Below are 19,287 nucleotides of genomic sequence, written 5' to 3' on the forward strand. Positions count from 1 at the left end.
GCGGTTAGGTTGTTTTAAATTCTAATTCAATTTTATTTTTATCGATACGAGCTGTAAGCGGCGGGTAGCTACGGGCTGTTTTTAGCACTTTATTAAAAATGCGTAGTTCAACATTTGAATGTAATGACTTTTGAACTTCAAGGTAACAGTAATCTCGTAACATATGAATGGCGCGCTCCAGTTTAGCGGCCTTATTTGGAAGTAACTCAATCAACTGTTCATTGACATTTTGCTTATCAGAAATTTCAATTAATAAGCTTTGTTGTTTATCAGCATCTTCCACTGTAAGTGCTTTATCAAACTCACTTTCTAATGCTTCAAGTTGCTGATTACATTGGCGTACTTGTTCAAAAATCTCGTCAGTACGGTTTTTAAGTAATACTGCTGAATGGCCTAAATGCACTTCTGTATGTGCACCTTTATCCGTGCCTACTTCACCACATATCATGGTTTTTGCGTCTAGCACTTTACCACCAATCAATTTACCATCGCCTTTTTCAGGGTTGCCAATCATTAATTCATTTTTTGCCTTAATATGGCAGTGACTGGCTTGTGATTTAATTTTGACTTGGTTACCTGAAAGGTAAGTATATTGGGCATAACTAATCGTTAAGTTACCATCACACACGATCTTATTTGACAGCTCATCATTATCTTTTGTATGGCCTAGGCAGCCTCCTTTAACTTCGATACTGCCTGTTGCATTTAACTCAGCAGACTCGACGCTGCCAAAGACTGTGATATCACCTTTCGCGGTGACTTTCATACCAGGTTCAATATTTTCAGTAATGATTACTGAGCCATCAAACTCAATATGACCAGATTTTACATCAACATTAGGAATGGTAAATACATCATCAACGCGCATGCCATATTTATCATCGACTGGCACGCCTGCAATGGTTGCTACTAGGTATTTATCATCGGTACCGCTTAGCTTGGTGCCATCACCTGCAATGAGTTTTACTTCGTCACCGGGTTTTGCTTTCAGCACTTCACCAATCACATTAAACCCATCGCGACCAAGGGTCGCAAAATGATGGGTCATCAGGGTATCTCCGGGTTTTACGCTAGCGAGTGCGCCAAAATCACGCATATCAACTGAGCCATCTTCACGGCGCTTAGGTTGGCGTACGCGATCGGCAAGTGTTTGAACATTTTTTTCTAAGGAACCATTTTTGCCTGCAACGGGAAATTGGCCTTTAGCGATTACCGATGATACTTGTTTGCCTGGCGGTAACTCAAATTGTTTACCTAATAATGATTCGAGTGATGCTTCATTTAATCCACGGCTAATGTTTGCTTCATTAATTAGTTCAAGAGCACTTGATACTGCCATCAACTCGCCGCCGTAGGCTGATGTTAGTGTCGCGGTTGCTGACATTTTATCGTCAGCAATAGCAATGCTTAAAGTAGCGTCATGTTTTTCTGCAACAATCAGCTCTTCAAAATCGCCAGAGCGAAAGGCTTCTTTTACTTCTTTGCTTAAGACATAGCAGTCGGCAAACTCTGAATTAGCAAGCGCTTGAAAAACGAAGTCTGCACTTGGCGGCATCGGCGTTTGTTCAGAAACCGTTAGTACAACTTGATTGTCGTTATTGAGAGTAAACACCTAAGCTCCTAAGCCATTATGATTAAACCAAACTATATATGTTTTTTTAGCATAAAAAAAAGGGCTTAACAGCCCTTTCTATTTAATTTTTGTTATTATTTTCAATATATAGCAAAAATTAATTAGTTGAAGGTAACTCTAAGATACCATCAATTTCAATTTGTGAGTCTTTCGGCAGCTGCGCAACGCCGATTGCTGCACGTGCTGGGTAAGGTTCGTTAAAGTACTGACTCATTACTTCGTTTACCGTAGCGAAGTTAGAAAGGTCAGTTAAGAAAATATTAACCTTAACCATGTTTTGAATTTCACCGCCAGCTGCTTGGCAAACCGACACAAGGTTTTTGAATACTTGATGTGTCTGCTCTGTGAAGTCATCAGATACCATTTGCATGGTTTCTGGTACCAGTGGAATTTGGCCTGAAAGATAAACTGTTGTGCCTACTTTTACAGCTTGGCTATAAGTGCCAATTGCTGCTGGTGCTTTGTCAGTACTAATAATTGATTTTGTCATAATGTATCTTCTTAATTACTTGCGACGATATACTTTTTGTACATCGGGCATTACTCTAATACGGCGCATTATGTTAGCGACATGGATGCGGTCTTTCACTGTAATACCTAGATCAATTAGGTATAAGTTACTCTCTTTTTCTTCGGTACTTATTTCAACAATGTTTGCCGCTGTCGTTGAGACTAAATTAGTGAGTTTAGCCAGTGCGCCTTGGTGGTTTATAATTTCAACACGAAGTGCTGCAATATATTCTTTTTCAGGGTTGTCTTCCCATTTAACAACAAAATATTTAGAACGCTCTTGCTGCCAGCCGCGAATATTTTTACACTCTTGGCGATGAACCGTAAGCCCTTTTCCTTGGCTAATGTGTGCAACAATCTCATCTCCTGGAACAGGACGGCAGCATTTAGAGTAATTAATTAGCATTCCTTCGGTACCAATTATCGCCGCTTTCTTATCGTGATTTAGTTCGCCAACATCTTCACCTTGTTCTTGTAACAAACGTTTTGCGACAAGTAAGCTTAAAATGTTACCTGAACCAATTTCAATTAATAATTTATCCAGTGAATCTACATTGTGTTCTTCCACGGTGCGAGCAAGCGCTTCTTCGCTTATATCGCTCAAGTGGTGTTCACCTAGTGCTGAATCTAAAAGGCGACGGCCAAGTTGCAGTGCTTCTTCATGTTCTTGCTTTTTGAGATACTTTTGCACTCCCATACGGGCTTTGGCGGTAACAATAAAGTTAAGCCAAGTGGCATTAGGGTGCGCACCAGAGCTCGTAATCACTTCAACTGTTTGACCAGTATCAAGCGCTGCGCTCAAAGGGTAAGGCTTTCTGTTTACTCTTACCCCAACACAAGTATTACCGACATCGGTATGAACCGCATAGGCAAAGTCTACCGCAGTTGCACCCATAGGTAGTTCGATGATTCGACCGTCTGGCGTAAATACGTAAATTTCTTCAGGGAAAAGCTCGGTTTTAACGTTTTCAACAAATTCAAACGACGAACCAGCACTTTGCTGTAATTCAAGCAAACTTTGCATCCATTGGCGAGCTCGCTGCTGTGCTGTGTTGCCAGCACTATCGCCAGCTTTCTTGTAAAGCCAATGGGCTGCAACCCCTTTATCTGCCATTTGATCCATTTCATGGGTACGAATTTGAATTTCGACAGGAATACCGTGCGGGCCAACTAATGAGGTATGCAGTGATTGATAGCCATTCGTTTTAGGTACTGCAATGTAGTCTTTAAAACGTGTTTCAATGGGCTTAAATAAGTTGTGTACTACGCCCAGTACGCGATAACACGTATCCATCGATTTTACTACGATGCGAAATGCGTAAATATCCATAACTTCATTGAACATCAGCTCTTTATTTAGCATTTTTCGATAAATACTATAAAGGTGCTTTTCACGGCCAGAAACTTCAACTTCGATACCCGACTCTTCAATACGCGAGATAATTTCATTTTGAATATTTTGAATAATTTCTTTGCGATTACCACGCGCTTTGGTCACTTCATTTTTTAATGCGCGGTGACGCATAGGGTAGAGTGCTTGGAAACCTAAATCTTCTAACTCATTTTTAATATCATGAATACCAAGGCGGTTAGCGATCGGTGCAAAAATTTCGAGTGTTTCGCGTGCAATGCGACGACGTTTTTCTGGTCGAAGCGCGCCTAGCGTGCGCATATTATGTGTACGGTCTGCTAGTTTGATTAGAATAACGCGAATGTCTTGCGTCATCGCCATAATCATTTTGCGATAGTTTTCTGCTTGGAACTCTTTTTGGTCTTTAAAACTGAGCTTATCGAGCTTAGATACGCCTTCAACAAGTTCTGCGACGGTATCGCCAAAAATTTCAGCAAGGTCTTGTTGACTAAAATCCGTGTCTTCAATGACATCGTGCATCAGTGCAGCCATTAACGTTTCGTGATCTAAACGCATATTGGCTAGAATTTGAGTCACTTCAACAGGGTGTGTAATGTAAGGCTCACCACTTGAACGTGTTTGTCCCTCGTGAGCATCACGCGCTACCACGTAGGCTTTTTGCACAAGTTCAACTTGTTCTTGCGTTAAATAATTTGAGATGTTCTTTTTAAGGCCTTCAAAAAGATACATTTATGCTCCAATACTAGCTATAGAGGGGAATTGATAACAATATACGATGAATTGGGAGGGATTGCCAACGACTGTTACTTAATAAAAAGTCGAACAGTCGCTGGTAAGACTACTCAGTAAAGGATTGTGAGTAGTTAGAAGGTTGCTAGCTTACTGGTGACCACCAACAATAGCTGCAACTGCAGCTAGTTCAGCTGCTTCTTGGTTTTGTTGGTCTTCACGCTCTAGTGAGTCTAATGAATCGCTAGTAATGAAGCCTTTTTCAATTTCACGTAAAGCGATAACTGTAGGCTTGTCATTTTCAGCATCAACCATAGGGTCTTTACCACCAGTTGCGATTTGGCGCGCACGGCGAGCCGCAACTAAAATAAGGTCAAAACGGTTACCAATCTTATCTACTGCATCTTCAACAGTTACTCGAGCCATAAGGCACTCCAAAATTTTATAATTCGCAAAAGCGTAGTTTACTTGATGCGAAGAAAATAGCCAATACTTGGATTAATTTAATCCGCTAATAAGTCTTGTAATAATGATTGATGCTTCAGAGCCTGATTTGCTTGCGCAAGGCGAGATGCAAAGACAATGCTTTCTAACTGATATAGTGCGGTATCAAAGTCATCATTCACAATGAGAAAATCATATTCATTATAATGTGAGGTTTCTGATTGCGCTTTTGCCATGCGGCCTTTGATCACTTCAGCACTATCTTGACCGCGATTGTTAAGGCGTGATTCGAGCTCTTGCTTTGATGGCGGAACGATAAAAATAGTGCGTACATCGTTAACAAGCTCACGAATTTGGCGTGCGCCTTGCCAATCGATGTCTAAAAATACATCAATGCCATTAGCTAATTGTGCCTCGATACTTTGTTTTGAAGTGCCGTAGTAGTTATCAAATACTTGAGCCCACTCTAAAAAGCCATCGTCAGCAATCACTTGTTTGAATTCATCTTGTGTTACAAAATGATAGTGCACACCGTTTTCTTCACCTGGACGAGGTGTGCGAGTGGTGTGAGATACCGATACCTTCATATCGCTATGACGCTCTAAAAGGGCGTTGATTAAGCTTGATTTGCCCGCACCTGATGGTGCCGACAAAATAAATAAATTACCACGAGCTTGGCTCATAATGTTTCCTAAATCTGAAATTTCGCAAACTCACCCACTTGCTAATTGAAGGGGCAGTTAGCACAATGGCGATATTATAAAAACTCGCATCCGATTAAGAAAGTGATAGGCGACTTTTAATTTAATAAGAATTGTACGAAATGAGTGAAAAAAACCAAAAAATTATTATCGGTTCAAAAAATCCTGTCAAAATCAATGCTGTAAAAAACGCATTTTCAGCGATGTTCCCTGACGTTGTGTTTAGTTGTGAAGGCGTATCTGCGCCTTCAGATGTTGCTGACCAGCCAATGACTTCAGAAGAGACCCTGCTCGGCGCAGAAAATCGCGTTACCTATGCAAAAAAGTATTTTCAGGCTGATTGGTATGTTGCTATCGAAGGTGGCGTTGATAACTTTAATTATGGCCCCGCGACATTTGCTTATATTGTGATTGATAATAATCGCCATGTCCAAGTCGGTCGAAGTAGTAACTTACCAATGCCCCAAGTCGTTTACCAAGCACTGTGTGAAGGTGAAGAGTTAGGCCATGTGATGGATAGGTTGTTTAATACGGATAATATTAAACAAAAGGGCGGTGCAATGGCGTTATTAACTAATAATCTCGTGACTCGAGAGAGTGTTTACACCATGGCGTTGACGACAGCACTTGCGCCATTTATAAATGAACAGCTTTTCAATATGAAGGTTGAATAATTAATGAAGTACCAATGGATTGTTTTTGATGCAGATGAAACCTTGTTCCATTTTGATGCGTTTGCGGGCTTAAAACAGCTTTTTTCACATTATAATATCGTGTTTGAAAAGTCAGATTTTGATGAATTTCAAACCGTTAATAAACCACTATGGATTGATTATCAAAATGGCACTATTAGCGCGAAAGAGCTACAAGTTAGGCGCTTTACTGCTTGGGGGGAAAAGCTAGACGTAGATCCTGTGCTGCTAAATCAACAGTTTATTGAAGCGATGGCTGATATTTGTCAGTGCTTACCTGGTGCTCGTAAACTGCTGGAATTACTTCAAGGCAAAGCAAAGCTTGCGATTATTACGAATGGTTTTACTGCGCTGCAAAAAGTTCGTTTGGCGCGAACTGACTTAACCCATTTTTTTGAACATGTGATTATTTCAGAGCAGGTCGGTGTGGCAAAACCAAATATTGCTATTTTTGATCATGCGCTAAGTTTGTTCGGCGACCCTGATAAATCATCGGTGTTAATGGTCGGTGATACCCTGAGTTCTGATATTTTAGGTGGTAAAAATGCCGGCCTAGATACATGCTGGATAAACCATGAAGGGGAAAAAGTGGAAGACACTGTTGGGGCAACATATCAAGTTGGTTGCTTAACAGGGCTTTATAATTTGATTAAGTCATTTGAAACCGAACACGTTTAACGCGCTCGGTTTCAATCACATCGAAGTTAGTGGTTAGACTTCAAATTTAGCAATTTCTTTTTCAAGATTCTCAGTAAACGATTTGATTTGATCGGTTGCACTGTGAGCATCTAATGATAAACGTGCGGTGTTTTCTGCAGTATCTGAAATATGCACAACACGCTGAGCGGTGTCTTCACCAGCTTGCAATTGCTCTTTTGCTGCCACTGAAATTTGATGGCTCATCTCGGTAATAGCTGAAAGCGATTGGGCAATGCGAGCTAGCTCTTCAGCCGCTTTTTGTGACTTAGTCACGGTTTCTTCACTGGTTGAAATACTTTGCGTCACCGATGCTTTGGCATCTTTAGTTGCTGATTGTAACTTGGTGATCATCTGTTGAATTTCTTCTGTGCTTGCCTGTGTGCGCTGTGCAAGCTGGCGTACCTCATCGGCAACCACTGCAAAGCCACGACCTTGATCACCCGCGCGAGCAGCTTCAATTGCTGCATTAAGCGCTAATAGGTTTGTTTGTTCAGCAATGCCTTGAATAACACTCAGTACACTTTCAATGTTATTAACTTCATCATCCAGTGTTTGAATGTTAGTGCCTGCATTTTCAATTTGTTGCTCAAGTAACTCGATAGTTTTAGCGGCTTCTTCCGTAAGAATGTTAGCGCTTTGACCTTGTTCTTCCGCTTCTTTTACCGAATACGCTGCTTGTTCAGCGTGATCTGCAACGGTTGCAGCCGATGCGGTTAATTGGGTGATAGCTGAAGCAACCACTTGTGTTTCTCTGCTCAGCGAATTGGTCAGCTTATCAAGCTCAGTTGAACGGGTTTCTGAAGCGAGTACTTCTTCTTGTAGTGAGTCAGATACATTTTTAATTCCGCCAACTACACCTTGTAATCCGAGTTGCATGTAATTGATAGCACCGGCAACACTTTTCTCGTCAGCGCTTTCAAAATCTCGAATGGTTTTTAAGTTACCTCGTGACGCACGCATTACTGCGGACTGCACTCGGTCAATTTCGCCACCCAAGGATTTGTTTAAATCTAAGCCAAATTTAGCAAGCGCTGCAGAAAGTAAAACAGCAATAACAATCGATAAGGTTAAAAGCCAGCTAGCTGTTTGCCAATAGCGCTCATCGACCTCTTTATAGCTAATACCTGTGCCAATATACCAACCCCAGTCTCGTGTTTTTTGTACTACCGAGGTGAGGTCGACAACTTCGCCATCACGCTCAGAATCCCAATGATAGGTAATAATTTGACCTGTTTTGCTGCCGACAAGTCGTTCTACCATGGCGCCAATACTGGCACCGCTGGCGTCTTTAAAATCGTTAAAACTGGTGCCGTGAAGCTGAGGATCGTGGGGAGTAGCAACAAAATTGAGTTGGTTATCGACTACATAAACGTATTCAGAATCGTGGTATTTATTCTCTCTAAGCATTTGAGTGGCAAGTTGCTTAGCTTGTTCTTCATTCAAGCTGCCATTTCTGCTCGCTAATTCAAATTGAGAAACAATGTTAACTGTACTTTTCATTAACTGGTTAATACGTGCAATATTATCACTCTCACTTGCTTGTCTTAAGGCTTTTAAACCGAGGCCAGCGAGTGAAATTAATGAAAGGAATAAAATAACCGTAAATATGACTATTTTACTTTTTAGGGTCATTGAATGCATAGGCTTTTCCTCACAACTACCTTTGAAGGTGGGGCACTGTTAGTTGTTAGTGATTAAATACTAGGCATAATTAATCATTAACGCCATCTTGTTGTGGTATTCAAGTGAGAGAGGAATTGATTAAATACGGTTTGTATCTTTTATTCTTATTTAATCAATTCTTAGATACCATTCGATTAAACACTAACCGCTCGTTGGTGTTTAATCAAGTGTTAAGCGATGGTTAAATTTCATGTCTCGAAAAGGGGGATTTAGTCGGTAATTGTTGCCACTTCTTCAGCGGTTAACTGGCGGTATTCGCCTGGAGCTAAGTTAGGGTCAAGAGACACAGTGCCAATCTTTTCGCGATGAAGCGCAACGACTCTGTTTTCTACAGCAGCAAGCATACGCTTAACTTGGTGATATTTACCTTCATAAATTGACAAGCGCATTGAGTAGTCAGCAATTTTCTCAACTACAGCAGGTTTAGTTGCATTTTTTTCACCATGCAACATTACACCTTGTTCAAGTTGTTCACACATCTCGTTTGTAATTGGCTGTTCAGTCTCGATTAAATACACTTTGTACTTTTGGTGACGCGGTGAAGTAATCTTATGGCTCCATTCACCGTCAGAAGTAATTAAAACCAGTCCTGTGGTATCGATATCTAATCGTCCAGCAACATGCAGTGAATCCATCATAGGTTCATCAAGTAGATCAAAAACGGTTTGGTGCATTTCATCGCTATTAGCACAAATGTAGTCTTCTGGTTTATTTAGCATGTAGTAACGATCGCCTACAGCAAAAATATCTTCACCATACCAAGTAACTTTATCGCCTTCGTTTACCTGCGTATCTGCTTTTATAACAACATCACCATTTATCGTTGCATGTTTCTTTTTAATGCCAATTTTTGCTTTAGAGCGAGGTACTTCTGCAAAGTGGCTAAGAAACTTATCTAAGCGGTAGGGAAATTTAATGGTCATATGCATGCTTTTTTGACGATGAAAACTCAGTAGCGGGAGTATACGCAGAGATATAAAAAAAGCCAGTAAAGCTTAACTTTACTGGCTTTTAAGCAACAAACATTTGGGAAATGTTAAATTAGAAGCTGTATTGTGCACCTAAATAAACGAAACGACCGCGGCCGCCGCCATAGGCACTGTCATAGTTTCCTCGGCCACCAAGAATATAAGGGCCATTTTCGTCAAACAGGTTATTGATACCACCAAATACGCGTAACTCGCTATTGCTACCAACATCCATGGTGTAAGATGCTGAAATATTGTGAGTTGTTACAGAAGGTAGCTCGCTGCCCCAAAGATTTTCAGGGTTAGCGATACAATCAGCTGAACCTGCTGCACAACGCTCATCGTTAGCAGCCATATCGTCTAACCAAGAGTCATAAGTTGACTGGCTACGGCGAACCGGGCCTTTGTAACGAGTGCTCCAGCGAATACGCAGGTCATCTTTATACCAAGTGAGTGAGGCTGATGCTTTATCTTCAAATAGATCATTTACGAGCACGCCTTCATACGAATCACTAAATTGACCGTCTGGGCCGGTGCTAGTTACTGAGTACTCAATAACATGGGTCCAATCAGCTTTGAAGCGTAAGCGCCCATATTCGCCTAAATCGTAGCGGTATTCTGCAGCAACATCGTAACCCTTAGTGCGGATTTCGTCGGTATTGATTAAACGTTGTTGTACTTCTTCAATCTGACCTTCGGTATTACGAGTAATATCGTTACAGAACTCGTTGTCATTACCGTAAGGTAGCGCTGAGTCATAACAGAAACCAATAATATCTTCGTTTGATAGGGAAGTGATTGCATCATCAATTTGAATGTCGTAGTAATCAACAGCTAGACGGAAATCTTCAATAAATGAAGGCGCCAGCGATACACCAAACGTAAAGGTATCCGCTGTTTCTTCTTTCAGCTCACTGTTACCAACGTTTGGAGAGTAACCGTTGTTATCATCTTCAAATTCACCATCAGCTGCAATTGTTGCTGCGATGCCTGGCTCTTGACGACAGTTATCGTGGCCGGCATCGGTAGACGTTGCTGTCACACCATCACAAATGTCATTAAATGAGTCGTAATCTCCGCGAGGAGGTGACATTAAGTCAGTGATAGTTGGTGCACGTTGTGCGCGAGCCCAATTAGCACGAACCATATAACCATCTGTTGGCACGTAAATTAAGCCTGTTTTATAACTTTGGATTAAACCAGTAGATGACCATGAGTAATCAGCAAAACGAGCTGATACTTCTAAGTCTAAGCTTTGCGCACCAGTTACATTTCGTAAAAGAGGTAATGCTGCTTCACCAAAAGCTTCATAAACGCTTACATCACCTTTGAAGTCAGGTACATAGTTAAAGGTTACACCACCTTCAGGTACGTTTGTTGAAACGCTTTGCTCATCTTTTCGATACTCAAAACCAAACGCTGAAGACACTGCACCTGCAGGCATATCGAATAAATCACCAGCAACAAAGCCCATTACTGTGGTTTGCTCGATGTTAGATGTGATTTCTGTATTTGCACGAATATAATCTGCCGCTTCTGGCGTAATAGAACCTTCACCGAATAGGTTTAATGGCACACAACCTTCAGCGCGCGCGTCCGCGTCTTTACACTGAATAGTGCCATCAGCGAGTACTTCTGCATTTAATGCATTACGCACATTGGCAACGAATAACTCGTTTGAACGTTCTTGCTCTTGCTTAAATTTACCGTAGCTTACAGATAAATCCCAATCCCAATCATTCCAGATGGTGCCGCGTGCGCCAGCCCAAGTACGTAAAGTGTCACGAGTGTTTTTATTTAAGATTTGACCAACTTCAATAAAGTTACGGTCCCATTTCACGCCGCGCGAACTCGCTTGATCACGAATTTCTTCTGGCATGTAAGGGTTATCATAAGGAATGCGACCAATACAGTCTGAACCAAATACGCCGGTTGCTGTATCATGGGTAATGATTGCATCACACTCATCTTCACTTTCTGGTGACTTTAAGTTTTCAGAAGTGTTACGGCTAAATTGAGCTTGGAAATACACTTCCACATCGTCGTTTACTTCAAATTCTGTTTTACCCGCAATCGCAAGTGCTTTATCTGGCACTTTAAGCATAGTGTATTGGTTAAAATCGATGCCATAGCGTTCTTCATGCCAATCATCACGCAGTGTTTGACCGTCATACCAAAAACCTGCATCTGGGCGAGTTGAGCTTTTCTCGTCAAATACACCGCCTGGGATCGAGTCACTTAAACTGCGCCAATCTGCGCGCGAAATATCACGCATACATTGGTAGCCAGACTCAGTTAGCATGGCATTACACATTTTGTCATCGTCGTAAGTCCACGAATCCATTTGCTGTGCGCGATCACGATCCCAGTAGCTCAGACCTTTTTGCTCGTCATAAGTTAAACTCAGGAATGCATAACCACGGTCATCAGCATAGGTAGTACCAAAGTCTGAATCAATAGTGAATTCTTTGGCGCCACCTTCTGTGCTTTCACCACCACGGGCTTTAATACTAAACCCTTCTTTGTCTTGTTGGGTGATAATGTTTACAACACCTGCAATGGCGTCAGAGCCGTATGCGGCTGATGCACCACCTGTGATAATTTCAACACGTTCAACCATGCTGGTTGGAATGGTGTTTAAACTGACGTAGTTGCCTGAGTAAGAGTTTGAAACAACACGACGGCCATCAATTAACGTAAGCGTACGGTTTGTACCAAGCTCACGTAAATCGATTGTAGAAAGACCTGTGTTTTGCACGCTTGATTGAGAGTTGGTATTACTCGAACCCTCAGACACTTGAGGTAACTCATTCACAAGAATTTCTGATAACGAACCAAGACCTGTGTCATCAATAGCGTTACGGTCCATGGTTGCAATTGGTGTTGCAACTGAGAAGCTGTCACGTTTGATACGAGAACCAGTTACAGTGATTTTCTCTGGCGCTTCTTTTTTTGCTGCTTGCTCTGACACATTTTGTGATTGTGCAACTTCTTGGCGTTCTACTTCGGCATCAGCCCATGCATTACCAGAAATGGCTAATGCAATTGCTGCAGCAATTGCACATTTATTAGTATTCATTCCCACGTTGATTTCCCTTTAAGGATTTTGTTACTTTGTTTGCCAAAGCAACGATTTTAGTTATTGTTAAAATTCACTAGTAACAGGAAGCAATAACAGAGTTAATGGTTCGCTGTTACTAGTAAGCTCTATTCATGTGCGCTACAAAATGAATAGAGTTGGCCAGGGAGGCCTTCCGTGGTTTTAAAGTAGCGTTGCAAGTAGCTCAACACTCAAGCTCTCTATTCTTCCACTTTTTAATATCTATTTAACATCTATTGCTATATTTTCATTTAATATCAGTTGCTTATTTTTTTGTTGGTGTTGTGTTGTTTTTGGGTAAAAAACAAAAATAGATGTTTTCAACGCAATATTTTTGCAACTAAATAGCATAATTAGGTAAGCTTGTAGCCAGAAAAATAAATCAACAATTAATGATGAATAGCGCTGCGTCATATTATTTAGGGCGGGTAGAAGTTAACCCGTTAGAACATACTTTAGTGTGTGATGAAGTCTCCATTTCATTGCAGCCCAAATTTATTGAATTATTGTGTTATCTGGCAGAGCAGCAGCCAGAGCTGTTAACGCGCCAACAAATTATTGATCATGTTTGGGATGGTAATAGCTATGTCGGTGAGAAGGCGCTTACCAATGCGATTTGGCATCTTCGTAAAGCCTTTAAAGAATTAGATAGCGAACAGGAATATATCGAAACTGTGCGTAAGTCAGGTTATCGATTATTAGTTGAGCCAGTATATAACGAACCGTCATCTCAAATCTTTTTGCAAATTTCATCACGCCAGCTGTTGTGGTTTAGCCTTATTTTCTGTGCTTTATTAGCGCTTACATTGGGTTGGTACTTTTGGCCAACGCCACAGGAAAAAGTGTATCAATCCCCTGAACTTATCACTCAGTATCCTGGGCGTGAATTGTTTCCAAGCATTTCAAATGATGGACGCTACCTGGTGTATTCATGGCGACAAATGGACAGGCAAGTTGATTTGTACCGCAAGGATTTATTTCAGCCAGACCTTAAGCATACGAAATTGACACATACGCCTGGTAGTGAGTCCCGTTCTGTTTGGGCTCATGATGATTCTAAATTATTTTATTACCGACGCATTGGTTCTCGTTGTGAAGTGGTGGGGGTTAATTTGAACGACTTCCACATCACCAAAGTCGGTGAGTGTGCGAGTAATGCCCCGAGTGATGTTGCTGTATCTCCTGATGGGAAATTGTTGGCGTACATTGGTGTTGACCCCGAAAACCCCATACGCGGTGTTTACCTTAAAAAGCTGGACAGCGAGCAGCCAGCTAAGCGAATTCGCTGCAATAATTGTGAACCGGGTGAGAGCGAAGCGGTGACATTCGGACCAAAAGGTCGTCGCTTGGCTATTTCACGTAATTTGAATCATGGTAATGAAGATATTTTTATCTATGATTTACAAAGCCAAACTGAACAGCGCGTGGTGACTGGGCTACCAGATATACGTGGCCTTGCGTGGCAGCCAAACTCAGAGAAAATAGTTTTTTCAACTGTGATGCATGGTAACCGTCATGGTTATGAACTCGATTTACAAACAAATGAACAAGTAAATTTAAATGTCGAGGGCTTTAGTTACCCTGCATTTGACGTAAATGGTAACCTCTATTATCACGATTGGAAAATAGACACATCGATAATGCGTTTAGAGTTAGACAGTGATGTCGCAGCGTCGCCGTTTCCACTTATTCAATCTGAATTTAACTTTCGTTTTCCTGACTATTCTGAGGCTGCTGAAAAGTTGGCATTTATTTCAAATGAATCAGGATTTGATGAAATTTGGGTTGCTGGATTGGATGGTACCGAACGAAGACAGTTAACCCAATTGCAGTTTCATGCACACAACCCTGTTTGGTCACTTGATGGCAAAAAAATCGCATTTACGGCTAATAATGGACAAGAAAGCCGCTTATATGTGCTCGATGTGTTAACCAGTCAATTAACGCAAGTTAACTCTGAGCTAAATTACTATGGTAAGGCGCGCTGGTCACAAGACAATAAAGCATTATATTCGGTTTCTTCGGGCGACGTTTACCGAATCGACATTGCTTCTGGAGCAACTAGGCGCATTACTAATGGTTCGCATGCGGTTGAGATAGCACATAATCAGTTGATTGTTTATAAACGAGGAAGCGGATTTTGGCAGGTTAATCTTAACGGTGAAGTTGTAGACGAAGCACTCTTAATTGAAGATTTAGCACTTGCAAATAGCACTGGATGGCACGTAACAAACGAAGGCATTTACTATTTTAAAGTGCGCGGATATGACTATCGTTTGAGTTTTTATGACTTTAATAACAAACAAGATAAAGACGTATTGAGGGTACCTGAACGCGCCTTTTCACGCTCTCGGGGCATGAGCTTTGTGCCAAGTAAACAATGGCTTTTATTTACTGGCTATGAGTCGCCACAAGTTGATATCAAGCGCATGCGAAAAGATTTCAACTAATTGATAAAAAAGGAGCCTGAAGCTCCTTTTTTAATTTAAAAACGGTACATTACGCCCAAGTTAAATTGAAATTGATTGAGTACCTCTCCATCAAAGTACCAGTCGCACTGGGTGCCGTCAGGCCCACCTTCGCAGATTGTCGTCGAATCATTTTTAAGAATTGTTGCTAGCCAACGGACTTCACCAAGTGCTAAAAAGTCTTTAGTTATTTCATACTCCAAACCACCATACAAACCTGTAGCAAAAAAAGTATCAGAATCAGAGAAGTTTGGAGAAATACGGTTTACACCGAGTTGAGCACCTAAATAGCTCGAAAGCCCATCAGATACGGGAAGTACCACCGCACTTTGAAATAATAAATAATTAAGGTCCAGCTCGTAATCTGACGCATTTCGCTGGGTACTCGACATATGCGAGTAGTATAGGCCGTATTTAGAGATACCATCATGCTTATCAAGACTCACTCCGAGGTTTGTGTCGTCTTTAATATCGATCTTAGTGCCATTCTCTGTCACTAACGATTGGTTTAATGATTGGCCGTAATAACCTGTAAAGGCGATATCCGCGGCACTTGAAAAGCTAACAGCGAATAACGCTGTGGTAAGTAGGCGTGTTGTGCGCATGTGATTTCCTATTCAAAAATGCTTAACATTATGAAGAGTAAACGCTTTTGAATAAAATTTCAGCCCGTTTGTCGGAAAAGGTTTATTTTAACCCGAGGGCTAGATTAATATGATTCATTCGGTTTAATAAGTTTGTAGATTATGGTTTCTGGATTAAAAAGCACCTTGCTCAATTTAGTTAAAACGCAGCCACTGTTAGATGAAGGCACTGAGGCGTGGATACTCGATACATTTTTATGGGCATACCAAGAATTTGATGGTGATGCACTCCTTAACGAGATGCGCTTTATTTTGCCTAATGGTGAGTTTTTCCCTGAACAAGTCAATAGCATAGAGCAAATGGCAAGCTACGTATTCACGCAAGTTAAAGGCTATGCGGGAATGCAAGCGTGGCCAATACAGCTGGTGGCACCAAATCAAATTTCAGAACAAAGTTTTCCATTATTAGAGTTTTCAGGGGTTAAGCGGGGTGATAACGCCGAGCTTGTTTCTGCAAGTGGTTCATTGCAAATATCATTTAACCCAAATCAAATAAACCAACCACAAGACTTAATAGCTTCATTTTCTCAATCCTTGGCGCATATCAATGTGTTACACAATCGTAGCTTACCACCGGGTGGACAAGAGCTGGTGCCACAGGCAGTCGATCTGCTGGCATGTTTTATGGGATTCGGTGTGATGATGGCAAATACAGCGTATCAGTTTCGCGGTGGTTGTGGTTCGTGTTACAACCCTTACGCAAACCGCAGTGCAACATTAGCTGAGCCGGAATTAATATACATTCTTGCGTTATTACTTAAGGCGAAAAATTTACCACTATCGCATATTTCATCGCACTTAAAACCACATTTACGTTCGTTGTTAAAGCGCGCGAATAAGCAACTTGAAAACACCATATCGCAATCAGCTAATCCTATGCTAATCGCATTAACGGAGGCGAAGTGAGTTATCTTGATGAGTTTTTATTAATCGCAATTAGTCATTTTTTTGCAGTTGCCAGTCCAGGGCCTGACTTTGCGTTAGTACTAAAACAAAGCATTCAAAAAGGACGCAATAACGCTCTAGTAACCAGTGCTGGTATTGCTACAGGTATCTTGGTGCATGTGAGCTATTGTGTACTTGGAGTAGCGATCGTTATTTCGCAGTCACCTACCTTATTTGCTGTTTTAAAATACCTTGCAGCAGCCTATCTCGCTTATATTGGTGTTATGGCATTGCGATCAAAACCCGCTTCGCATCAAAGTGAACAGGTATTAGCACAAACAGAGTCTGAATCTATGGTAAAAGCGTTTAGCCGAGGGTTTTTGGTCAATGCGCTTAACCCGAAAGCAACACTGTTCTTTTTGAGTTTATTCACCTTAGTGATCAGTGTTGATACGCCAATTTTGATCCAAGCTGGTTATGGTATGTATATGGCAGTAGCAACGCTTGTGTGGTTTAGCTTTCTATCGCTTGTATTAAGTCGAGAAAAGGTACGTGCATTCTTTTTGAAGGCAGGGCATTGGTTTGATAGGGGGATTGGTGTAGTGCTGATTGCTCTTGCTGTGAGGGTGGTATTGGTATGATTTATTACAACTTAGCATATGGGTCAAATATGTCATTAAATCGATTACTTGCGCGCTTACCCAATGCAAAGCGTATTGGTGTTGCGACCGTGCCAGGGTTTAGATTAACCTTTGATAAGCAAGGATTTGATAACTCAGGTAAGTGCAATGCGCTTGCAACACATAATCAAGATGACTTGTTGTATGGTGTGCTCTATAAAATAACTCAAGATGAAAAACACATTTTGGATGAAATTGAAGGGCCGCGCTACGATAACCAAGAAATAATGGTTACCAATGAATGTGGTAATCAGTTTGCTGCCTACTGTTATGTTGCAAATACTCTATGCCAACAGCAACTCCCTTTTGATTGGTACATAAAACATGTACTCACAGGTGCCTTAGAGGCCAATTTACCTCATCACTATATTCATCAAATTCGCTCGCAACAAACACAAGTCGATCACGATAGTGCCCGTGCTGAGCGTGAGTTTTCAATTTATAAGTAAGTAAATTATGAAGAAATTAGTCAGTAAAATTACTCTCGCACTTGGCGTTTTGGCGTCAAGCCAACTGTATGCCTCAATTGACACTAAACAGCTAGAACAAACCATTGAACATTCAATGTCACGCTTTGATGTACCGGGGATGGCTGTTGCGGTTGTGGAAAATGGTGAAGTGGTCTTTTCAAAAGGCTTCGGTGTTAGGCACTTAGAGACGGGTGAAAAGGTAAACAAACATACCTTATTTGGTATTGCGTCAAATTCCAAAGCATTTACTGCAGCAGCACTTGCGATGCTGGTTGATCAAGGCAAGCTTAATTGGAATGACAAAGTAATTGATCACTTACCTGAATTTCGCATGTTTGATGCTTATGCTACGCGTGAAGTGACAATTCGCGACTTACTTAGTCATCGTGCCGGCCTTGGTTTAGGCGCTGGTGATTTAACAATTTGGCCGGATACGGATAAATCGGTTGAAGAAGTGATTCATGGCATCCGCTATTTAAAACCAGTATCAAGCTTTCGTAGTCAATATACTTATAATAATTTAATGTTTGTTACTGCCGGTGAAGTGGTTGCTCGCGTATCAGGGAAATCTTGGCAGGAATTTATCGAACAAGATATGTTAAAGCCGCTAGGTATGACTTTGTCAAAAGCGGGCTTTTCACGTATTCCAAAAAGCAATAACAACTGGGCGACAGGCCACATTCCAATGGATGGTAAGTTACATCCTTTCTTTGTTAATTACCTTGAAGATTTCCGCGGCGCAGGGGCTATTGCATCAAATGTAGATGAAATGGCTAACTGGCTCAAAACACAGCTTGCGGGTGGCAAATTACCCAGTGGTGAAGTGCTGTTTAGTGAAAAGCAACAAGCACAGATGTGGCATCCACATATTACCAGTATGACATCTAAAAGTGCCTTTAATGATTATCGTCAGCAGTTTCGTGGTTATGGCCTTGGGTGGTCGATAGAAGATTATCAAGGGTATAAAAAATTGGGTCATGGTGGTGGTATTCTTGGCATGGTATCGCAAGTCACCCTTGTTCCTGAAAAACAGCTAGGTATTGTCGTGTTATCTAATCAGCAGGCATTTAGTGCGCTGAGTGCAATTACTCATGAAGTACTCGAAGATGCGCTTGAATTACCAAATAAAGATTGGGTAGAAATGCTGGCAAAGAAACATTTCGAACGTAAAAATAAAGCGTATGAAAAAGCGGTAGTTGAAAAGCCAAAACACCTACAGAAAGCATTACCCTTATCAACCTACGCAGCGCGTTACAATGACGCTTGGTATGGCGATATTGTAATTGCTGAAAAAGATAGCAAACTAACTATCGATTTCACACATTCTGCACGTTTAAAAGGCACCTTAGAGCATTTTAATGGCAACACCTTTATTGTTCGTTGGCACGAAAAGTTGCTTGAAGCTGATGCCTTTATTGAATTTGAAATGAGTCCAAACAATCAAGTTCGCGCGGCAAAAATGCGAGCGGTTGCCCCAAGTGTGACTGACTTTAGTTTTGATTTTCATAACCTTAATTTGATCCCAATCAAATCTGACGCACCTTAACCGACCAAAGTAGCAAAGTCGGTACTTACTGACTTTGCTAGACTGGTGTTTAATTCAGCGATT

16 protein-coding genes are annotated in these 19,287 nt (G+C 41.2%); 7 read left to right on the forward strand and 9 right to left on the reverse strand.

The annotated features are described in order from the left end of the window. Positions 1–4: 4 nt before the first annotated feature. The 5 genes from OM33_RS05515 to gmk all read right to left on the reverse strand — a co-directional run bounded on the left by OM33_RS05515 (position 5) and on the right by gmk (position 5,371). Positions 5–1,612, reverse strand: a complete 1,608-nt coding sequence (locus OM33_RS05515) for a DUF342 domain-containing protein (RefSeq protein ID WP_038639742.1) — start codon at positions 1,610–1,612, stop codon at positions 5–7. Positions 1,613–1,730: 118 nt separating this feature from the next. Then, entirely contained in the window at positions 1,731–2,123 is a 393-nt protein-coding gene (locus OM33_RS05520) for a RidA family protein (protein WP_038639744.1), read from the reverse strand. Between the two features lie 15 nt (positions 2,124–2,138). Further along, a complete protein-coding gene (gene spoT / locus OM33_RS05525) occupies positions 2,139–4,244 on the reverse strand; it encodes a bifunctional GTP diphosphokinase/guanosine-3',5'-bis pyrophosphate 3'-pyrophosphohydrolase (RefSeq protein ID WP_038639746.1) in 2,106 nt (701 codons plus the stop codon). Between the two features lie 150 nt (positions 4,245–4,394). Then, positions 4,395–4,670: a DNA-directed RNA polymerase subunit omega gene (gene rpoZ / locus OM33_RS05530; protein ID WP_038639748.1), complete on the reverse strand. Its 276-nt coding sequence runs from the start codon at positions 4,668–4,670 to the stop codon at positions 4,395–4,397. Positions 4,671–4,747: 77 nt separating this feature from the next. After that, on the reverse strand, positions 4,748–5,371 hold the full coding sequence (gene gmk, locus OM33_RS05535; RefSeq protein WP_038639750.1) for a guanylate kinase: 624 nt from the start codon (positions 5,369–5,371) through the stop codon (positions 4,748–4,750). 140 nt (positions 5,372–5,511) lie between these two features. Between gmk and yjjX the strand changes: the two genes are divergently transcribed. Together yjjX and yjjG are read left to right on the forward strand one after the other, a co-directional pair. Continuing rightward, positions 5,512–6,063, forward strand: coding sequence for an inosine/xanthosine triphosphatase (yjjX, locus tag OM33_RS05540; RefSeq protein WP_038639752.1), 552 nt, complete (start codon positions 5,512–5,514; stop codon positions 6,061–6,063). Positions 6,064–6,066: 3 nt separating this feature from the next. Beyond that, positions 6,067–6,759 (forward strand): pyrimidine 5'-nucleotidase, encoded by a 693-nt coding sequence (yjjG, locus tag OM33_RS05545; protein ID WP_038639755.1) that lies wholly within the window; start codon positions 6,067–6,069, stop codon positions 6,757–6,759. Between the two features lie 33 nt (positions 6,760–6,792). Here yjjG and OM33_RS05550 read toward each other — a convergent pair whose 3' ends face one another. The 3 genes from OM33_RS05550 to OM33_RS05560 all read right to left on the reverse strand — a co-directional run bounded on the left by OM33_RS05550 (position 6,793) and on the right by OM33_RS05560 (position 12,510). Beyond that, complete coding sequence (locus OM33_RS05550; protein WP_052140911.1) at positions 6,793–8,421, reverse strand: methyl-accepting chemotaxis protein; 1,629 nt, start codon at positions 8,419–8,421, stop codon at positions 6,793–6,795. Between the two features lie 251 nt (positions 8,422–8,672). Further along, entirely contained in the window at positions 8,673–9,380 is a 708-nt protein-coding gene (rsuA, locus tag OM33_RS05555; protein WP_038643062.1) for a 16S rRNA pseudouridine(516) synthase RsuA, read from the reverse strand. A gap of 124 nt (positions 9,381–9,504) precedes the next feature. Continuing rightward, on the reverse strand, positions 9,505–12,510 hold the full coding sequence (locus tag OM33_RS05560; RefSeq protein ID WP_038639758.1) for a TonB-dependent receptor domain-containing protein: 3,006 nt from the start codon (positions 12,508–12,510) through the stop codon (positions 9,505–9,507). Between the two features lie 413 nt (positions 12,511–12,923). On the opposite strand from OM33_RS05560, the gene OM33_RS05570 reads away from it, so the two are divergent. Further along, complete coding sequence (locus OM33_RS05570) at positions 12,924–14,981, forward strand: winged helix-turn-helix domain-containing protein (protein ID WP_052140912.1); 2,058 nt, start codon at positions 12,924–12,926, stop codon at positions 14,979–14,981. A gap of 35 nt (positions 14,982–15,016) precedes the next feature. Here OM33_RS05570 and OM33_RS05575 read toward each other — a convergent pair whose 3' ends face one another. Then, on the reverse strand, positions 15,017–15,604 hold the full coding sequence (locus tag OM33_RS05575) for an outer membrane beta-barrel protein (protein ID WP_038639764.1): 588 nt from the start codon (positions 15,602–15,604) through the stop codon (positions 15,017–15,019). 165 nt (positions 15,605–15,769) lie between these two features. Between OM33_RS05575 and OM33_RS05580 the strand changes: the two genes are divergently transcribed. The 4 genes from OM33_RS05580 to OM33_RS05595 are packed head-to-tail and all read left to right on the forward strand — an operon-like array spanning position 15,770 to position 19,224. Then, complete coding sequence (locus tag OM33_RS05580) at positions 15,770–16,549, forward strand: hypothetical protein (RefSeq protein ID WP_038643066.1); 780 nt, start codon at positions 15,770–15,772, stop codon at positions 16,547–16,549. Then, positions 16,546–17,169, forward strand: coding sequence for a LysE family transporter (locus OM33_RS05585; RefSeq protein WP_038639767.1), 624 nt, complete (start codon positions 16,546–16,548; stop codon positions 17,167–17,169). Before OM33_RS05580 ends, OM33_RS05585 begins: the two co-directional genes overlap by 4 nt. Further along, a complete protein-coding gene (locus OM33_RS05590) occupies positions 17,166–17,657 on the forward strand; it encodes a gamma-glutamylcyclotransferase family protein (RefSeq protein WP_038639770.1) in 492 nt (163 codons plus the stop codon). The genes OM33_RS05585 and OM33_RS05590 overlap by 4 nt, the downstream gene beginning before the upstream one ends. Positions 17,658–17,664: 7 nt before the next feature. Continuing rightward, a complete protein-coding gene (locus tag OM33_RS05595) occupies positions 17,665–19,224 on the forward strand; it encodes a serine hydrolase (protein WP_038639773.1) in 1,560 nt (519 codons plus the stop codon). The last annotated feature ends 63 nt before the right edge of the window (positions 19,225–19,287 follow it).

The organism is Pseudoalteromonas piratica (assembly GCF_000788395.1).
GTDB classification, from domain to species: domain Bacteria; phylum Pseudomonadota; class Gammaproteobacteria; order Enterobacterales; family Alteromonadaceae; genus Pseudoalteromonas; species Pseudoalteromonas piratica.

Excerpts from the sequence above, each read along its gene's own strand:
- yjjX (WP_038639752.1), top strand. The coding sequence starts at position 5,512 with ATGAGTGAAAAAAACCAAAAAATTATTATCGGTTCAAAAAATCCTGTC.
- OM33_RS05560 (WP_038639758.1), bottom strand. The coding sequence starts at position 12,510 with ATGAATACTAATAAATGTGCAATTGCTGCAGCAATTGCATTAGCCATT.
- gmk (WP_038639750.1), bottom strand. The coding sequence starts at position 5,371 with ATGAGCCAAGCTCGTGGTAATTTATTTATTTTGTCGGCACCATCAGGT.
- spoT (WP_038639746.1), bottom strand. The coding sequence starts at position 4,244 with ATGTATCTTTTTGAAGGCCTTAAAAAGAACATCTCAAATTATTTAACG.
- OM33_RS05550 (WP_052140911.1), bottom strand. The coding sequence starts at position 8,421 with ATGCATTCAATGACCCTAAAAAGTAAAATAGTCATATTTACGGTTATT.
- OM33_RS05575 (WP_038639764.1), bottom strand. The coding sequence starts at position 15,604 with ATGCGCACAACACGCCTACTTACCACAGCGTTATTCGCTGTTAGCTTT.
- OM33_RS05595 (WP_038639773.1), top strand. The coding sequence starts at position 17,665 with ATGAAGAAATTAGTCAGTAAAATTACTCTCGCACTTGGCGTTTTGGCG.
- OM33_RS05520 (WP_038639744.1), bottom strand. The coding sequence starts at position 2,123 with ATGACAAAATCAATTATTAGTACTGACAAAGCACCAGCAGCAATTGGC.
- OM33_RS05590 (WP_038639770.1), top strand. The coding sequence starts at position 17,166 with ATGATTTATTACAACTTAGCATATGGGTCAAATATGTCATTAAATCGA.
- rpoZ (WP_038639748.1), bottom strand. The coding sequence starts at position 4,670 with ATGGCTCGAGTAACTGTTGAAGATGCAGTAGATAAGATTGGTAACCGT.
- yjjG (WP_038639755.1), top strand. The coding sequence starts at position 6,067 with ATGAAGTACCAATGGATTGTTTTTGATGCAGATGAAACCTTGTTCCAT.
- OM33_RS05570 (WP_052140912.1), top strand. The coding sequence starts at position 12,924 with ATGATGAATAGCGCTGCGTCATATTATTTAGGGCGGGTAGAAGTTAAC.